The sequence below is a fragment of the Pararoseomonas baculiformis genome (genome assembly GCF_017813395.1).
GTDB lineage: Bacteria > Pseudomonadota > Alphaproteobacteria > Acetobacterales > Acetobacteraceae > Roseomonas > Roseomonas baculiformis.
Genome location: NZ_JAGIZB010000046.1, coordinates 1 through 16,527, shown reverse-complemented (window position 1 = coordinate 16,527; position 16,527 = coordinate 1). Strand labels below are relative to the sequence as shown.

The following is a 16,527-nucleotide window of genomic DNA, read 5'->3' as shown; positions in this document are numbered from 1 at the left end:
CCGCGGCGAAGCGGGTCGGCAGGCAGAGCATGGCGGCGTCTCTTGGCGGGGACGCATCCACCCTAGCCGGTCAGCCCGCTCCGCCGCCTCTCCTCAGCTCAAATGGCCAAAGTCGAGCTTAGAACACCTAACAGAACCGTCTGATCTGGCCGAGGCAGACTAGGGCGAAGGCGAGTGTCGTGAGTGCGAGGTGGATGTCCGAGCGTCGCTCGTATCGGATGGTCAGGCGGCGGTATCGGGACAGCCAGGCGAAGGTCCGTTCCACGACCCACCTGTGGCGACCAAGGTGGGTGCTGCGCTCGACGCCACGGCGTGCGATGCGCGAGACGATGCCGCGGGTGCGGCACTCCTGGCGGCAGCGGCGGTGATCGTAAGCCTTGTCGGCGTGGAGCTTGCCCGGCCTGCGTCGAGGACGGCCAGGATGGCCGGTCCGGATTGGCGGCACGGCATCCAGGGTCGGGGCCAACATACGGCTGTCGTGGCGGTTGGCCCCGCTGAGTGTCAGGCCAAGCGGCGTGCCGCGGGCATCCGTGACGAGGTGGCGCTTCGTGCCCGGCTTGCCGCGATCCGTCGGGTTCGGCCCGACTTCCGCGCCCCCCTTTTGGCGGCACAGCACGGCGCTGTTGCATAATTCCTATTAAGGGCGCGCGGAAGCACTGACTGCTTGGATTAGACGAGCGGGACGGTTTTGGGCATGCCGAGGCTGTTGAAGGTGTTCAGGATGACGCAGCGGATCTGGACCTCGGCGATCTGACGGGCTGGGTCACGGGCCGCGAGGCGCTCGCCCAGGCGCTTGAGGCGCGACATCGCTGTCTCGGCGAGACTGCGGCGGTGATAACCGCTCCAGCGCTTCCAGAGCCGCCGGCCGAGGCGGCGAATGGCGCGGAGCGTCTCGTTGCGCTCAGCGGATCCTGTGGTTCGGCTTTTCCATGGCTTGCCGTTGCGGCGCGGCGGCACGATGAGAGCAGCCTTCCGTTCCGTCGAAGCCTCGTAGACGCCGCGCGTATCGTAGGCGCCGTCGCCGCTGATGACCCCGATCCGCTCCCCTTCCGGCACCTGCGCCAGAAGTCCTGGCACGATCTCGCCATCGCCATGCCGGTGGTCCGTCATCTCCACCGCCCGCACCTCGTGGCTGTCCGCGTCGATGATCAGGTGCACCTTGCGCCAGACCCGGCGCTTGTCGGCTCCGTGCTTCCTGACCTTCCACTCGCCCTCGCCCAGCACCTTCAACCCCGTGCTGTCGATGACCAGGTGCAGCGGCCCGCGCCGAGGACGGTAGGGGATGGTGACCACCAGGTCCCTCTGCCGGCGCGAGAGAGTGCTGTAGTGCGGCACCCGCCAGTCCAGCCCCGCCAGGCGGATCAGACTGCCCGCCATGCCCTGCACCGCCCGCAGCGGCAGCTGGTACAGCACCTTCAGCGTCAGCACCGCCTGGATCGCCGCATCCGTGAACTCCCGCGGCCGGCCACGCCCGCCCGCGTCCTTCACCGCGTGCCAGGCTAGATCAGGCGAGATCCAGACCGTCAGGTCACCGCGCGAGATCAGGCCACGATCGTATTCGCGCCAGTTCCTCGTCCGGTAGCGCTTCCGAGGCTGCCCGACCCCCGTCGCATCCTCACCCATGGCACCTCACCGTTGCTGATTAATGCAACAACGCCGGGCGGAACTGTCGCTTCCTGCAGGGCTCCGACCGCGAGCAGCCGGAAATCGCCGCTATGCGCCACGCTGTCGCGGCAGGCCAGCCAGTGACAGTAACGCTCCGGAACTACCGCCAGGACGGGTCCATGTTCTGGAACGAGGTCCGGCTTGCTCCCTTACGGGAAGACGGCAATCGTCATGCCCCGCCGCGCTACTATGTTGGGTTCCAGCGTGACGTAACGGACCGTGTGGTGGCCTCGATGGAACTCCAGCGAGCCTTGCGGGCCGCGAAGGAGGCCGAGGCGGCTAAGCTGACTTTCTTCAAGGCTATGGACCATGAGTTCCGGACGCCCATCGGCATCATCATCGGCTTCTCGGACATCCTTGCCGCCGCCACGGAACGTGGCGCTCCAGAGCCTCGGCAAATTTCGTATCTTGGCGATATCCGCTCCGCCGCACACCACCTGCTCATGATGGTGGAAGACGTCCGCCGATATCTCCGGATAACGTCTCCTACGGATCTGAAGCGCGAGCGGGTGTTCCTGGCTAAGGCCATTGAGGGCGCAGCACATCGTGTCGAGCCCGTTCTGCATGGCCTCGGAGCGAAGCTGCACATCGCGGTGTCCGAGCAGGTAGCGGTTAGTGCGGACTTACCGTTGCTGCAGCAGGCGCTTGCGAACCTGATCGCTGAGCTAGCCCGCCGGGCCGCTCGGGCGGCCGATGTCGCAGTCGAGATCTGCCCCAGCGAAGATCTGGCTGTGGCCGAGGTAAGATGTCCGAGCCTGATCCTGCCTGAGGGTGCCTTCTCCGGCCCGAACCAGCTCCACGGCTGTGGGGACATCCTGAACCGCGGTCTGGAGGGAGCTGGCGTGGGCCTGGTTGTCGCCGAGCGGATCATCCGCTTTCACGGCGGGGAACTCAGAATACGCAGTGACGCTGGATCCGGGACCGCCATTCGGGTGGCCCTGCCGCGCGACAACAATCCCGCCGAATAGGCCAAGTGGAGGACGCCCTCATAGGCTGCCTACATTGCCTCATCCACTAACTGCCCGCCCTTTGCGTCGGGATGTCCCCGCTTCTCCCGCGCTGTCGGCTGCGCCGTACTGGACCACGTCATCTGGTGCCGCGTCGCGTCAGGGTGTTCACCGCGCCCTACTTCGGCACCTCAACGAAGGCAGCATAGGTCTTGTCTCCGACGTCACAGAGCCATCCGACCGTGCTGATCTGTGCCGCATAAGGCGACATGGCAGGTACAAAATGCGCAGCAAGCGTCGCGCCAGTGACGAGCAGTTTGCCGGCTGCGGTGAGGCGAGAGAAGGCCGGCTGATCCGGGTCGAGCGCCTTGCCCAGCGCGTCTGGCGCGGTCAGCAGCATGAGGCTATCACGGAGCACGGGCGCGCTCGGAGCAAGCGCCGGCACGAAGGGTTCCAAAGCCTTCACGGCGCCCGCCGCGAGCTTGCCGCCAGCCGCGAGCCGGGCCGTCGGCGTAACCGTGCCGTCGGTCACCTTCGCGAACCCATTCGGTACGCCCAAGAGGAAGACGCCGGCCTCGAACGCGCCCTTTCCCACCGTCGCCTGAGCCGCTTTTTCCAACTCGCCCAGGGCTGCCCTCGCGGTTATCTGGTGCTCGCGCGGCACCATCGCCATGAGTAGGGGGAACAGCTTTGCCGATTTCGGCTCGAGGCCGAGGGCCGCAAAAAGGGCCGTATCGAGCTTTTTGTCGGCCGGATCCTGGCCGAAGGCCGGCGATGCCGGGGAGAGCAGGCCCGGTAGGGAGAGGCGCGCCGCACCGGGCGTCGCGCCGGCGGCAGCGGTCGTCACCGCCACAGCTGCCTCGCCGGGCTGCGCCGCCCGCGCTTCCAGCACGGCCGCGATCCCCGGGTTGCCAATGATCGCGCGAAGCTGTGGAGGCAGCTCTGGAAGTGGGCGCGCCTGACTGACGGTGATCTTCATGGCCCAGCAGCCTAGAACTCCGCGCAGGCGAAGGTCATCACCGATCTCTGCGGGGGCGGAACCGGTGCCGTGATCGGCACAGGAGAGCCGGCCCCCGGGATAGCAGGACTAACCCCGTCTATAGCAGCCGGTCAGTGACGGTTCGATCTCCTCCCACAGCATGCCAAAGCGGACAGGCGGGAACCGGCCAGACTGCGCCGTTGAGCGTGCACCCGTGCAGGCAGCACATGTAGGCGTTCAGGATAGGGAAGTGGCCGCTGGGGCTACGCCCGCCCTCTCCAGCGATAGATGCCCCTGTCACAGGGCGGCGCAGGTGGACCGGGGATGCGCCGGGCCCGGTCTGAGCATGGCGTCTACCCCGTCCGATGCGCGCTACCGCCCCAAAAATCTAGCAATCTGGGCCTAACCCGCCTGTCTGTCCCGGCACTCAGGCACGATAACCCTCTAACAACGCGCCTGATGAGCAGGGCAGGGGCGTTTGCCACAATCCAAAAAGTTAACGAGGCCTCCCGATCGACAGCTTCGCGCATAACTCGGTTCTCCCGGAGCCGCAGACGCTTGCTCAGAAGCGGACGTTCCGAAGGCCCGAGCTTAGTGACTCGATCGGGGATGCGATGCGACCGCGGCTCCGCTGGCCACGAAAGCCTGGCTCTGGTCGATAAGGCGTGCTTGCCGAACTCGCCCCGCCGTCGGTTAAGTGCGTTGTCATGCGTAGGACGGATCGGCTGACCAGCCGGTCATGATCAGGTTGGCAGGCGGACGCGATGACGGAGAGCGGTTCAGGGCCTTCGGGCAACTCGTTTGAGCCGAACAAGCCGGGCACGCCTGCTCGCTCCTTGGCCGAAGCCCGCATTGAGGGACTGAGAGATCGGGGCGGGATCTTCGCCGAGGCGGTGCGCGCCACTCGGATGCCGATGGTCGTGACCGACCCCTCGCTGCCGGGCAACCCCATCGTTTTCGCGAATGGGGCGTTCCTCGCACTCTCGGGTTACGGGATGGCCGAGGTGCTGGGTCAGGGGCCCTACTTCATGAACGGGCCGGAGACCGACCCGGCGAATGCGGTCCGCCTCCGCGAGGCCCTCGAGCAAGACCGCGACGAGGTGGTCGAGACCGTCCAGTACCGGAAGGACGGCTCACGCTTTGTTGCTTCCCTCTTCATCAGTGCCTTCAAGGACGAGGGGGGGCGTACCGCCCACCAGTTCCTCTCGTACCTCGACGTGACCCGCCGGGTCGCGGCAGAGGAGAGGCTACTGTCGCGGGAGAGGATGGAGGCCGAGTTGCGCGAGAGCGAGGCGCGGTACCATACCCTCTTCAGGGCGATGGACGAGGCATACGCCGTGGTGGAGGTGCTGCGAGACGAGGGGGGCGTTTGGTGCGACTTCCGCTTCCTGGATGTGAACCCAGCTTTCATGGCCCACACTTCGATGCCCTACCCCGTGGGCCGGACGGCGACGGATCTGCTCGGCAGCCCGAACCCACGCTGGGCACGGATGTATGGTCAGGTACTCGACACCGGCGAGGCGTTGCGGGTCCAGGAGGCCGAACCGAGGCTGGGGCGCATTTTTGACCTCAACATCTTCGCCCTCGACCGCGAACGGAACCGGGTGGCGGTACTGTTCACCGACATCACGGCGCGGCTGCGTGCCGAGGCGGCGCTGCGGGAGAGCGAGGAGCGCAACGCGTTCCTCGTCCGCTTCTCCGACGCGGTCCGCAGCTTGTCTGACCCCCAGGCCGTCGCGGAAATCGCCTGCCAGCTCGCCGCCGAGCAACTCGGAACGGAGCGCGCCTACTGGGCGGAGATCGACTGGGAGCGGCGCGAATACGTCATCGAGGCCGCGTTCCACCTGCCGGGCGTCCCGGTGGTCGATGGCCGTTTTCCCCTCGACGCGTGGGAACCCTTCACGTCCTTCCATCTTGCTGGCCGACCCGTCGTGGTAGACAACACGCAGGCGGACGAGCGCATCCCGCCGGCGATGAAGGAGGGCTACGCCCGGCTCGCGGTCGGCGCGGACCTGGCCACCCCGGTCCTGGTCAACGGGCGGTTGCGTTGCACACTCGCGGTGAACGAGCGGGCGCCCCGGCAGTGGACCCCGGAAGAGGTCAGCGCTGCTGAGCGGCATCGCCGGACGCTGCTGGGCGGAGGTGGAGCGCGCCCGGGCCGAGGAGATGCTGCGGGAGAGCGAGGAGCGGCAGGCGTTCCTGCTGAAGCTCAGCGACGCACTGCGGCCGGTTGGAGATCCGGTTGAGATACAGCGTACCGCCACCCGATCCCTCGGCGAGCAACTGGAGGCAAGCCGCGTCTTCTACGTCCTGGTCGAGGAGGACGGCGATACGGCGACGATCCTCGCGAACTACACGGACGGTGCTCCGGACAGGCTTGGCCGCTACTCGCTGTCAGCCTTCTCATCCTACGCGGCGGGCGAATGGCGAGCTGGACGCACGGCGAGCACCGATGACGTCAACGCCGACCCGCGCTGGGGTGAGGCCGAGCGCGCGGCCTATGCCTCGGTATCCACGCGTGCCGGGTTCGGCATTCCGCTCATCAAGGAGGGCCGGCTGGTGGCGCTGCTCGGCGTCAACCAGTCGGTCCCGAGGCGCTGGACCAATGCCGAGAGGGAGCTGGCGCGCGAGGTCGCCGAGCGCACCTGGGACGCGGTCGAGCGTGCCCGTGCCGAGGCGCAGCTTCGCGAGAGCGAGGGGCGGTTCCGCGACTTCGCCGAGAACTCCACCGACGTGCTCTGGATCGCGGATGCCGGTCGCCGCCGGATCGAATACCTCTCCCCCGCCTTCGAGAGGGTGTTCGGCGTGCCGCGTGCCCCAATCCTCGACGGCTCCCGCATGGTGCGCGACCTCGTCCACCCCGACGACCGGGACACCTTTGAATCTGCCTGGCCGCGGGCCATCGCGGGTGGGCCGGCCATCGTCCACTACCGGACCGCGCACCCGGGGCGCGGCATCGTCCACCTGCGCGACACCCTCTTCCCGATCCGGGACGAGGTCGGCGCCGTTCGGCAGGTCGCCGGCATCGTGCAGGACGTGTCGGATATCGAGGCGGCACGGGCGGCGCTGGATGCGGAGAAGGAGCGGTTCCGCACCCTTGCCGAGGGCATCCCGCCGCTCGTCTGGCGCTCCTGCGACGAGGGGCGGTGGACGTGGTCCTCTCCGCAATGGCTGGACTACACGGGGCAGTCCGAGGCGGAGAGCCGAGGCCTCGGCTGGCTCGACGTCGTGCATCCCGACGACCGGGGGCGGACGATGGCAGCGTGGCGCGAGGCGCCTCCGCACGGACGACTGGACGTGGAGTACCGGGTCAGACGCGCGTCCGACGGAACCTGGCGATGGCATCAGACGCGCTCCGTCCCCGTGCGGGGCGGGCCTACGGCCGAGCAGCCCGGGGGGCGCATCGTCGAGTGGCTCGGGACGACGACGGACATCGAGGACCTCAAGCGCCTCCAGGCCGAGCAGGGCGTGCTGGTTGCCGAACTTCAGCACCGGACGCGCAACCTGCTGGCCGTCGTGCGCAACGTCGCGCGCCGCTCCATCCCGCCCCAGCCCGGGCGGGACGAGTATGACGCGCGCCTCGCAGCCCTCGGCCGCGTGCAGGATTTCCTGGCCCGGACTGGCCGCTACACGGTGGCGCTGCGCAACCTGGTCGAGGCGGAACTCCAGGCCGTAGGCGACGGGGGCTCGGACCGGGTGACGGTGGGAGGCCCGCCTGTGGACCTGCCGGGCGAGGGGGCGCAGCCTGTGGCGCTTGCGCTGCACGAGTTGGCCACGAACGCGGTGAAGTATGGGGCCATCGCGCAGCCCACAGGGAGGCTTTCCGTTACCTGGCAGGTCGAGGAGGGAGACGGCGGTCCACGGCTGCACATCACCTGGAGGGAGAGTGGGGTGTCCATGCCGGCGGGGCCGCCCGCGCGCCGGGGCTATGGGAGCGAGCTGATCACCCGCGCGCTGCCCTACCAGATGGAGGCGGAGACGGTGCTGGAGTTCACCGCGGATGGGGTGCAGTGCTCCATCGCGCTCCCCGCCCGGGCGTTCAGGATAGTGGAGAAGGCGGCATCATGAGCGGGACCGAGGACACCCTGCGGGGTCGGCGCATCCTCGTCGTGGAGGATGAGTACATGATCGCCGACGAGCTCACGGAGGCGCTCGAGGAGGCCGGAGCGGAGGTAGTCGGGCCGGTGGCGCGCGTCGGTCGGGCGCTGGATCTGGCGCGGGGAGAGAGGGACATCGCCGGCGCGCTACTCGATGTGAGTCTCGGAGGCGAGATGGTTTGGCCCGTTCTCGACACGCTCACCGAGCGTGGCGTGCCGGCGGTGCTCGTGACAGGCTTCGACGCAGGTGTCGTGCCGCCGGCCTATGCCCGCCTGCCGCGCTGCGAGAAGCCGGTTGCTGCGCAGGACCTGCTTCGGACGCTCGCCAGGGAGATCAGAGGTTAGGGCACGAGGCAAGCGTCAGAGGTTGGTTGTCAGGGCGCTTCCTCGACCTATGTAGCTGCTTTCTGAGAAGTGGCCTGCCGCGGGCTGGACCACCCTGCCGAAGGCCTGCTTATGACTGATCCGACCGACAAGCCCGAGACAGCCACTGGCCGTCCGGCAGAGGGATCTATGGACCAGGGCGCCCTGGAGCCGCTCGGGCGGCCCGGGCTGCACCACTGGCGCCAGGCCGAGATTACGGACACGACGCTCGATGAGCGCGGGAGCGTTTTCTTCGCGGCGGTCGAGATGACCCGTATGCCGATGATCCTGGCTGACCCGCGCCAGGACGACTGCCCCATTGCCTTCGCCAACAATGCCTTTCTCGACCTCACGGGGTATGAGGAGGCTGAGGTCGTCGGCCGCAACTGCCGCTTTCTGCAGGGAGCAGGCACGGATCCGGCCCATGTCCGCCAGCTCCGCGATGCCATCCAGGAGAAGCGGCCGACGGCGCTGGAGATCCTGAACTACCGCCGGGACGGGACGCCATTCTGGAACGCCATCTTCATGGGACCTGTCTTCGACAAGGCAGGGGAGCTGATCTACTTCTTTGCCAGCCAGCTCGACGTCTCCAAGCGTCGGGAGAGTGAGCAGCAACTGCGCCAGGCGCAGAAGATGGAGGCCATTGGCCAGCTCACGGCCGGCCTGGCCCATGATTTCAACAACCTTCTCCACGTGATCGACGGCAGCCTGGAGCGCCTCAAAGCGAAGCGCTTCGACGACCGTGCCTTCGAGCGCTTCCACGAAGCCGCTGTGGCAGCCTCGGACCGAGGTGCCAAGCTTACCCGTCAGCTCCTGGCCTTTGCTCGGCGCACCCGCCTGGAGCCGAAGGGCGTCGACCTCACCCATCTGGTGAACTCGTTCAGCGAGCTGTTAGAGACCTCGGTGGGCGAGAGGGCCGATTTGCATCTCAATCTCCAGCGCCGCCTCCCGCAGGTGAGGGTCGATCCGAACCACCTGGAGATGGCCCTCCTCAACGTCGTCGTGAACGCCCGCGATGCCTCGCCGAAGGGCGGGGCGATCACGGTCACGACCCGAGCCATTCACCTGAACGGGGATGCTGTGGCCCGTCACCTGGAGCCAGGTGACTACGTCATGCTGTGCGTCAGTGACGAAGGGGTCGGTATGCCGCCCCATGTCCAAGCGCGGGCGATCGAGCCTTTCTTCACCACGAAAGGTCCGCAGCACGGGACAGGGCTCGGTCTGGCCATGGTGCACGGCTTCGTCCAGCAGTCCGGGGGGCGTCTCGAGATCGAGAGCGAACCCGGCCGGGGCACGACGGTCCGCATGATCTTTCCCAAATTCGTTCCACTCGAGGAGCGGAATGGCGAAGCAGCCGGGCGGACCGGTTACCAGGCGGAGCCCGTCGAGGCCGCGGCCAGGGTGCCGCTTATCCTCGTGGTCGACGATAGTCGCGAGGTCGCAGAGCTGGCGCGCGATGCTCTCGTGGAAACAGGTTACCGGGTGGCGGTGGCACACAGTGCCGAGGAGGCGATTGCAGCCTTCGACCAGGCTTCAGAAACCGGAGACGCTTTCGATCTGGTCTTCTCCGATGTGCTGATGCCGGGAGGGGCGAATGGTCTGGTGCTTGCGGAACAGGTGCGCGAGCGTTCGCCCTTGACCCCCATTGTCCTGACAACCGGCTACAACGACGAGATGTCGATAGACGGCCCGAAGATGGACGTGATGGACGTCCTGGGCAAACCTTACAAGCGGGCCGAACTTATCGGCCGCATCCAGGCTGCTCTCCGCCGTGGCGCTCGAACGGACCCGGGGCGCGACACGTCTGGATTTGGGCACGCACAAGCATAATCGGCAGGGGCGCCAGTTCGGGGGTAAGTCGGCGATCTCCCGGCTTTGCTCTGCCGGGAGCGGCCCATCGAGGCTGCTGTCGGAGGTCTGCTTATCCTCGCTGCACACCTGAAACGGCCATTCCGTTTGCGGCCAGACTGCGCCGTTGAGCACGCACCCATACAGGCAGCACATGTAGGCATTCAGGAGAGGGAAGTGACCGCTGGGGCTGCGCCTACCCTCTCCAGCGATAGATGCCCCTGTCACAGGGTGGCGCCGGCTGACCGGGGACGCGCCGGGCCCGGTCTGAGCCTGACGTCTACCCCGTCCAATGGACGCTACCGCCCCGAAAATTCAGCAAATCCGGGCCCAACCTGCCTCTCCCGGCAGGCACTTAAGCGCGATAATTCTCTATCAGCGTGCCTTGTACGAAAGGCAGCAACGTCTGCCCTAGTTGCTGGCCCCGGCAGAATACAGTCGTTCTCACCGTGCCCAGCCAAGAACCAGCTCGCCGCACCTAGTCCCTTTGCGGCGCTCCACCCTCTCTCGGGGCCGACCATCCTACCCTGAGAAGCTGACTGTCGTGCCCTTGGGCCATCGTGGGCGTTGTATAACAGAAACTTGATATCCGAGTAAATGGGTTGGTTAACATTTTGCGCCGTCCCCTGAGATATTCACCCACCCGGAGATGGCGGTCAGGTGCATGAGATGCGCCCCGGGGTTCAGAACGGACCGCTGCCATGCCTCACGACGGCGAGGAAGTACCCATGGCGACGATAGTAGATCCAGCGCAGCGCAAGCGCTTTTCGGCCTTTGGCATCACCGAGGATGATTTGTTGCTGCTGCGGCGGCAGTCCGGCTACGCGCAGGAGCGGCTCCCCGCCCTGATTGTCGAACTGCATCCGACCTTTGCCAGCTGGCCAGAGATCCAGGCCGCGTTGATGGCGCCCGAGGTCCACCGGGTGCGGGTTGCCCATTGGCAGCGCGTGGTCTCGGGCGAGCTGGGCGAGGGCTTCATGGAGTCCGCCGAGTGCCTCGCGAAGGCCTTCTACGATCGCGGTGTGCCGAGCTACGCCGTGGCCATCTGCCATTCGACCGTGGGCGCCGCGATCTGCCGTGATCTCGGATTGGACACGCCACACCCCCCGCACCTTTCGCTTTCCTGGCTCGTCCGGGGCCGCAAGGTGGCTCAGGGCAGAGCGGTGCTCGCTGCGGCGCTGAACAAGCTTGCCTGGCTCGACCTGGAGGTGCTGCTGGAAACCTATGTGGTGGCCGAGCGGACATCCCGCCGTGTGACGCTGGATCGGCTGGGGCAGGAGTTCGAGGCCAAGATCGGCGAGGTAGTCCAGAGCGTGGCAGTCTCCGCGACGCAGATGGAGGCCGCGGCTGCTCCGATGGCCGAGGCTGCGGCACGTACGACCGACAGGTCTGCCTTGGCGGCTGCGGCGGCCGAGGAAGCGAGTGCGAACGTGCAGACGGTTGCAGCCGCGGCGGCGGAGCTGACCGCCTCCATCGGTGAGATTGCCCGGCAGATGAGCCAGTCCTCTGGCATGACGGGGCGGGCGGCGCAGCAGGCGCAAGACACGGACGCCCTGGTGCAGGCACTGGCCGAGAATGCCGGACGGATCGGCGATGTGGTCCGGCTGATCGGTGACATCGCCGGGCAGACCAATCTTCTCGCCCTCAACGCGACGATCGAGGCCGCGCGCGCGGGCGAGGCCGGCCGAGGCTTTGCGGTGGTAGCCAGTGAGGTGAAGGCGCTCGCCACCCAGACAGCCAGGGCCACCGATGAGATCGGGGGGCGGATCGCGGCCATGCAGACCTCAACGGGCCAGGCTGTGGAGGCGATCAGCGGGATTGCGCGGGTGATCGACGAGATCAGCGGGATCACCAGCGGTATTGCTGCTGCCGTGGAAGAACAGGGCGCTGTGACGGAAGAGATCTCCCGCAACGTGCAGCATGCCGCCGCCGGAAATGAGCGTGTGAGCGCGGTGATGGCCGGCATTCATGAGGACGCAGCCGGGACGTCGAGAGTATCCGGTGAACTCGCGGGAACAGCACGGGACCTTTCGGCGCAGTCGGGCGTGCTGCGGCTAGCCGTGGACGGCTTTTTAGCGGAGGTCAGGGCCGCTTGAAGGCGGCCTTCTCCCTCGGTTCTGCAGGCCAGGCTTTGGAATGGCATCCGATTGAGTCGAGCGACAACGTACCGCCACCCCAGCAGCGTTGGACGTTCAAACGGAACCTGCAACCATGATGCTCACCGCGGTGGAAAGTTGAAGACCTTGGCCCCGCCTGTCTGGAGACGGCGCTGCTGCGGCCCCTGACCTCACATCAGCATCCCTCGTGGCTTGTGCTCCATTCATCCATCATTCAAGGACATTCAAAATGCACGCAGCTGAGGAAGGCAGAGGTGATGCCGGGGTGCTCGCCGGTTCCCCCGAAGGTGAGGCAGTCGCTGAGCGGCACAACCTCCGAGTTGCGGGTGCGGCCGGGCCGACGATGATCTTCGCCCACGGGTATGGCTGCGACGCGTCGATGTGGCGCCTCGTTGCTCCGCACTTCGTGAAATCCTGGCGCACAGCCCTCTTCGATCACGTTGGGTCCGGTCGCAGCCGGGTGCCCTACGACCCGGATCGGTATGCCACGCTGGACGGCTACGCCGACGACGTGCTTGCGATCTGCCGCGCGCTCGGGCCGGAGCCGGTGGTTTTTGTCGGGCACTCGGTCAGCGCTATGATCGGAGTGCTTGCTGCCTCTCGCGAGCCGGAGCGTTTCTCCCGCCTCGTGCTGATTGGTCCCTCGCCTTGCTACATCAATGAGGGCGAGTACCAGGGCGGCTTTACGAGAGAAGACATTGAATCTCTGCTGTCCCTGCTGGAGGCGGACCATGATGGCTGGGCAAAAGCAATGGCCCCGACGATCATGGCCAATCCAGATCGTCCAGAGCTTGCCGAGGAGCTGACCGAGAGCTTTTGCCGTGTCGACCCTCAGGTGGCTCGCCACTTCGCCCGGGTTACCTTCACTTCGGACAACCGTGCGGACCTGGCGCGGGTTCGGACTCCAGCCCTGGTCATACAGTCAGCAGACGACGCGATCGCTCCGTGTTCAGTCGGCCACTACGTTCACCGACACCTATGCGCCAGCAAGCTCGTCGTCCTCGACACCTCTGGCCATTGTCCACATCTCAGTGACCCGGGCGAAACGACAGCCGCGATCAGGAACTTCTTGCTAGATGCATGAAGCACGACTGCCTGACTGCAGAACGAACGATGACTTCTCGCGCTTGAATGGCGAGACTGCGGAAGATCTCTATGAGGAGGCCCCCTTCGGCTATCTCTCGACCGCAGCAATCGACGGGCCGGTCCTACAGCTCAATCGCACACTCTGCCGGTGGACGGGCTACAGGTCGGACGAGATCGTCGGTATCCGGCGCTTCATCGACTTTCTCTCGCCCGCAGGGCGGATCGTGCACGCAACCCGGCACGTCCCGCTACTGCAGACGGCGGGTGCCGCGGACGGGATTGCCCTTGAGTTGCTGCGCGCCGACGGGTCCCGGTTTCCGGTGCTGATGAACTCGGTTGTGCGTCGCGCTCCCGACGGCCGGCCACTGCTCACCCGGACCGCCCTTTTTGATGCGACGGCTTACCGCCGATACGAGACCCAGCTCATCGAGGCACGTGCCCGGGCGGAGCAGTCAGAAGTGCAAGCCCGGCGCGCTCTAGGTGTCGCCCAGGCTGCAGATCAGGCGAAAGCCCGCTTCCTCGCCGCGATGAACCATGAGTTTCGAACGCCGATCAGCATCATCACCGGCTTCTCCGAGTTGCTGGTGGAAGCTGCGGGAGAGGGAAGGGCGGTGCCCGCGTCGGCCTGGGCGAGGGATATCTCGGACGCTGCCGCCCATCTTCTCGAGCTTCTGGAGGACGCGACGCGCTACGCGCGCCTGGATGAACTGGGGCCGCGTCTTCAGCTGAGTCACACGAACCTGCAGCGCTCAGCCCGCGCCGCCCTGCTTCGTGCGAGTGCAGCGCTGAGGCGGGCGCAGGTAGCTGCCAAGGTGGAAGAGGGCGAGGAGGTTATCGCCTTCCTTGATAAGGAGCTCTCCGCCGAGGCACTCGCCTGCTGCTTACGTGAATTCGGCCGGCGGGCAGGGCCAGGTGCAGAGCTATGGCTCCGCTGTCTTGATCAGCCAGCGAGGATCGAGCTGCGCAGCTCCACAGCAATCAACCCCGAGGAGGTGCTGGCCAGCATCTCAGTGTCCCTTGATGCGCCAGCACTGCTGAACCGAGGACTGGAAGGTGCTGGCCTCGGCATGATCGTTGCTCACCGGATCGCCGCGCTGCACGGGGGCGAGCTGCGGATCGGAGCGGACCACGAGGGAGCAACAACACTGACAGTAAGTTTCGGATCGGGATGAACGATGGAGTACTCCGCGCCACAATGAGAAGACGAGCTGTGCTCAGCGTGGTCGAGAGGTAAGATCGAGGTGTCTGCCAGGATCGGCTGCAGCCTCCGGGTCCTTGCACGACGGTCCTGTAAGGGACGGCCATAGCAGGCTGGCTTGGGAAGGGACTGCTCGGCGCCTATCCCGTTGAAGAAATAGGACGACGCGCCGGGGCCGGCAGGGCAGGGCGGTGCCGCGTTCCACGCTGCCGATCCGAAAAACGGGCAAATCCGGGCCCGACCAACCTCTCTGTCCCGGCACTTAGGCACGATAAAACTCTATTATCGTGCCTAAGGAGGAGGGAGGGTCGGATTGCCACGAGAGCGCTCCCTCCGGCTCTTAGGGAAAGGCCTGAGGGAGCCGACCGGTCGCTCCCGGAGAGCACGCGGCGGACACCCTCCACCGCTCCACCCATCTCAAACGACAGGGGAGCATACCGCCTGACGACACCCCGCACGCGTTTGCCGACATAGGGTAGGAGACCTAGGTGGGATAATCATGCCGAGCAGTACCGACCACATGGACGGTTCCGAGCCAGCGGCGCTGGCCGAGTTGGCGGACGTCCTCGACGAGACCGTCGGCTACCGCAAGGCCGACGCGGCAAGGGCTGCACGAGTGGCCAGCGCCCTTCGGGGAGATGCCGGGCCAATCAGGGGCGAGGCCGCGCGCGCTCGCCTCGCCCACTTGGCGCTTCTGATGCTCGCAATGCCTGAGATAGCCTCTCCCGGGCCCGTATGGGTGGCTCGCTTCCTTTCGCGACGCAGCGGCTCCCTGGGGGAAGCCCCAGTTGATCTTGTCCGCACCGTGGAGGGCGCTGAGCAGGTGCGCCGGCTTATCCAGTTGGAGCCCTCCTTGGGGCGGCCCGACCCGGAACGCGTTGCTGCCGCAGCAAACCTTGATGACCTCACCGCGGAAGAGGCCTTCGCCGCCTACGCGGCGGGCCATATCGCCAGCCCTCGCCTGATGGCCATCACCGGCCTCCGCAGCATCTACCGCATCATCTCCGCGCTGACGCAGCGCGACCTTCGGCTCCCCGTCAGGCCGAGCCGGGTCAGCCCGGACCGTGATGACCGTGATCTCCTCTGGGAGGACATGAGCGGTCGTGAGGATCCCGCCCTCCTGGCGGAGGACATACGCGCCCATCATCGTCCATTGCCACAGTCCGGACCGGAGTTGGACGCGGCCTGGCCCACCGTGACCCCGAGTGACCCGGCCAGCCAAGCGGCCCTGGATAGCGTCACGGCGGCCCTGGACGCCGAAGTAACAAAGCAGCTGGCAGAGGCGGACCGGGCCGCGACGGCCGCGGCCGGGCTGCGGGGTGACGCAGCGGCGGTTGGCGGCGATGAGGCCAGGGTGCGGCTTGTCGCCTGGAGTACGCTGATGATGGGGCGCGCGGAAGGGGAGCACCGCGCTTTCACCACCTCCCTGTTCCTACTTCAGCCACTTGAGGATCCGGACCTGCCCTACTCTGTCCAGGAGGATGGTGACGCTGCCCTGGAGCTGGCGCGAACGGCCGAGGGCGCGGCACAGGTCGAACGCTGGTTGGACCCGCGCAGGAGCCCTCCCATGGTCACGGTATCCGGTACCATCTTGCCCCCGAACCCCGCAGCGGAGGAGGCATTCGTCGCCTATGCCGAAGGCCGCATCGACAGCCGCCGACTGATGGACGTCACCGGCCTGGATGCATTCTATGACGTCTGGGGGCATTTGAAACTGCGCGGGCTTCATCTGCCCGTGGTTCCCACCCCCGTGGCGCCGGGCCTCAATGACCGTGACCTCCTGTGGAAGAGCCTGGCCCAGCAGGCAGAGGATTAGCCGCCCTATGCTGGGCCTTATCAGGTTGGCAGGTCGCGGCGGGACGGTGGCAGTTTACCCGCCATGACGACCTCGCCTGATCCGCACCGAGGCTTCCGCTACCCGGCTGAGGTCATCGAGTGGACTTCCCTCCGAATGGTGGAGAGGTGAGATCAGGGCGTTATGCTGCGAGTGGCATAACGCTCTCGCTCATGTTTATGCGTGCCTCGGCTGGGGTACGGTAGCCGATGCCTGAATGAAGCCGCTGCCGATTGTAGAAAATTTCGATGTAGTCGAACACCGCTGCCTTAGGCTCAGGACCCGTTAATGCGGGGTAGCGCCTGATCTCGTTGACTGATTCCATGGCGGCCGGAGGTGCTGCCATGGCTGACCTGTTCTGGCTGACGAAGGCGCAGATCCAGCGAATCACGC

At 66.5% G+C, this 16,527-nt stretch carries 12 protein-coding genes and 2 pseudogenes; 10 read left to right on the top strand and 4 right to left on the bottom strand.

The window, feature by feature from the left end; genetic code table 11:
• Positions 1–127: 127 nt before the first annotated feature.
• Together J8J14_RS23085 and J8J14_RS23080 are read right to left on the bottom strand one after the other, a co-directional pair.
• Positions 128–604, bottom strand: a pseudogene (locus J8J14_RS23085) (IS5 family transposase); the annotation flags it as partial.
• A 65-nt stretch (positions 605–669) separates the two neighbouring features.
• Entirely contained in the window at positions 670–1,623 is a 954-nt protein-coding gene (locus J8J14_RS23080) for an IS5 family transposase (RefSeq protein WP_209381904.1), read from the bottom strand.
• A gap of 47 nt (positions 1,624–1,670) precedes the next feature.
• Here J8J14_RS23080 and J8J14_RS25550 point away from each other — a divergent pair.
• Positions 1,671–1,886 (top strand): annotated as a pseudogene (locus tag J8J14_RS25550) (PAS domain-containing protein); the annotation flags it as partial.
• Positions 1,887–1,898: 12 nt separating this feature from the next.
• Positions 1,899–2,633, top strand: a complete 735-nt coding sequence (locus J8J14_RS23075; protein WP_280843017.1) for a sensor histidine kinase — start codon at positions 1,899–1,901, stop codon at positions 2,631–2,633.
• A gap of 157 nt (positions 2,634–2,790) precedes the next feature.
• Here the strand turns inward: J8J14_RS23075 and J8J14_RS23070 are convergent, their stop codons facing one another.
• Complete coding sequence (locus J8J14_RS23070) at positions 2,791–3,591, bottom strand: hypothetical protein (RefSeq protein WP_209381902.1); 801 nt, start codon at positions 3,589–3,591, stop codon at positions 2,791–2,793.
• Between the two features lie 836 nt (positions 3,592–4,427).
• Here J8J14_RS23070 and J8J14_RS23065 point away from each other — a divergent pair.
• The 8 genes from J8J14_RS23065 (at position 4,428) to J8J14_RS23030 (ending at position 16,116) form a co-directional block, all read left to right on the top strand.
• The gene (locus J8J14_RS23065; protein ID WP_209381901.1) at positions 4,428–5,837 is read left to right on the top strand and encodes a PAS domain-containing protein; all 1,410 of its coding nucleotides are present in this window, start codon (positions 4,428–4,430) and stop codon (positions 5,835–5,837) included.
• Complete coding sequence (locus J8J14_RS23060; protein WP_209381900.1) at positions 5,734–7,659, top strand: PAS domain-containing protein; 1,926 nt, start codon at positions 5,734–5,736, stop codon at positions 7,657–7,659. Before J8J14_RS23065 ends, J8J14_RS23060 begins: the two co-directional genes overlap by 104 nt.
• A complete protein-coding gene (locus J8J14_RS23055; RefSeq protein ID WP_209381899.1) occupies positions 7,656–8,033 on the top strand; it encodes a response regulator in 378 nt (125 codons plus the stop codon). The genes J8J14_RS23060 and J8J14_RS23055 overlap by 4 nt, the downstream gene beginning before the upstream one ends.
• A 111-nt stretch (positions 8,034–8,144) precedes the next feature.
• Positions 8,145–9,881 (top strand): ATP-binding protein, encoded by a 1,737-nt coding sequence (locus J8J14_RS23050; RefSeq protein WP_209381898.1) that lies wholly within the window; start codon positions 8,145–8,147, stop codon positions 9,879–9,881.
• 746 nt (positions 9,882–10,627) lie between these two features.
• Positions 10,628–11,995: a globin-coupled sensor protein gene (locus J8J14_RS23045; protein ID WP_209381897.1), complete on the top strand. Its 1,368-nt coding sequence runs from the start codon at positions 10,628–10,630 to the stop codon at positions 11,993–11,995.
• A gap of 250 nt (positions 11,996–12,245) precedes the next feature.
• On the top strand, positions 12,246–13,100 hold the full coding sequence (locus J8J14_RS23040; RefSeq protein WP_209381896.1) for an alpha/beta fold hydrolase: 855 nt from the start codon (positions 12,246–12,248) through the stop codon (positions 13,098–13,100).
• A complete protein-coding gene (locus J8J14_RS23035; RefSeq protein ID WP_209381895.1) occupies positions 13,093–14,274 on the top strand; it encodes a PAS domain-containing sensor histidine kinase in 1,182 nt (393 codons plus the stop codon). Before J8J14_RS23040 ends, J8J14_RS23035 begins: the two co-directional genes overlap by 8 nt.
• Positions 14,275–14,799: 525 nt before the next feature.
• The gene (locus J8J14_RS23030) at positions 14,800–16,116 is read left to right on the top strand and encodes an antitoxin Xre/MbcA/ParS toxin-binding domain-containing protein (protein WP_209381894.1); all 1,317 of its coding nucleotides are present in this window, start codon (positions 14,800–14,802) and stop codon (positions 16,114–16,116) included.
• A 160-nt stretch (positions 16,117–16,276) separates the two neighbouring features.
• Here the strand turns inward: J8J14_RS23030 and J8J14_RS23025 are convergent.
• Positions 16,277–16,527 (bottom strand): IS3 family transposase (locus J8J14_RS23025; protein ID WP_209381893.1); only part of this gene is annotated, 251 nt, incomplete at its 5' end.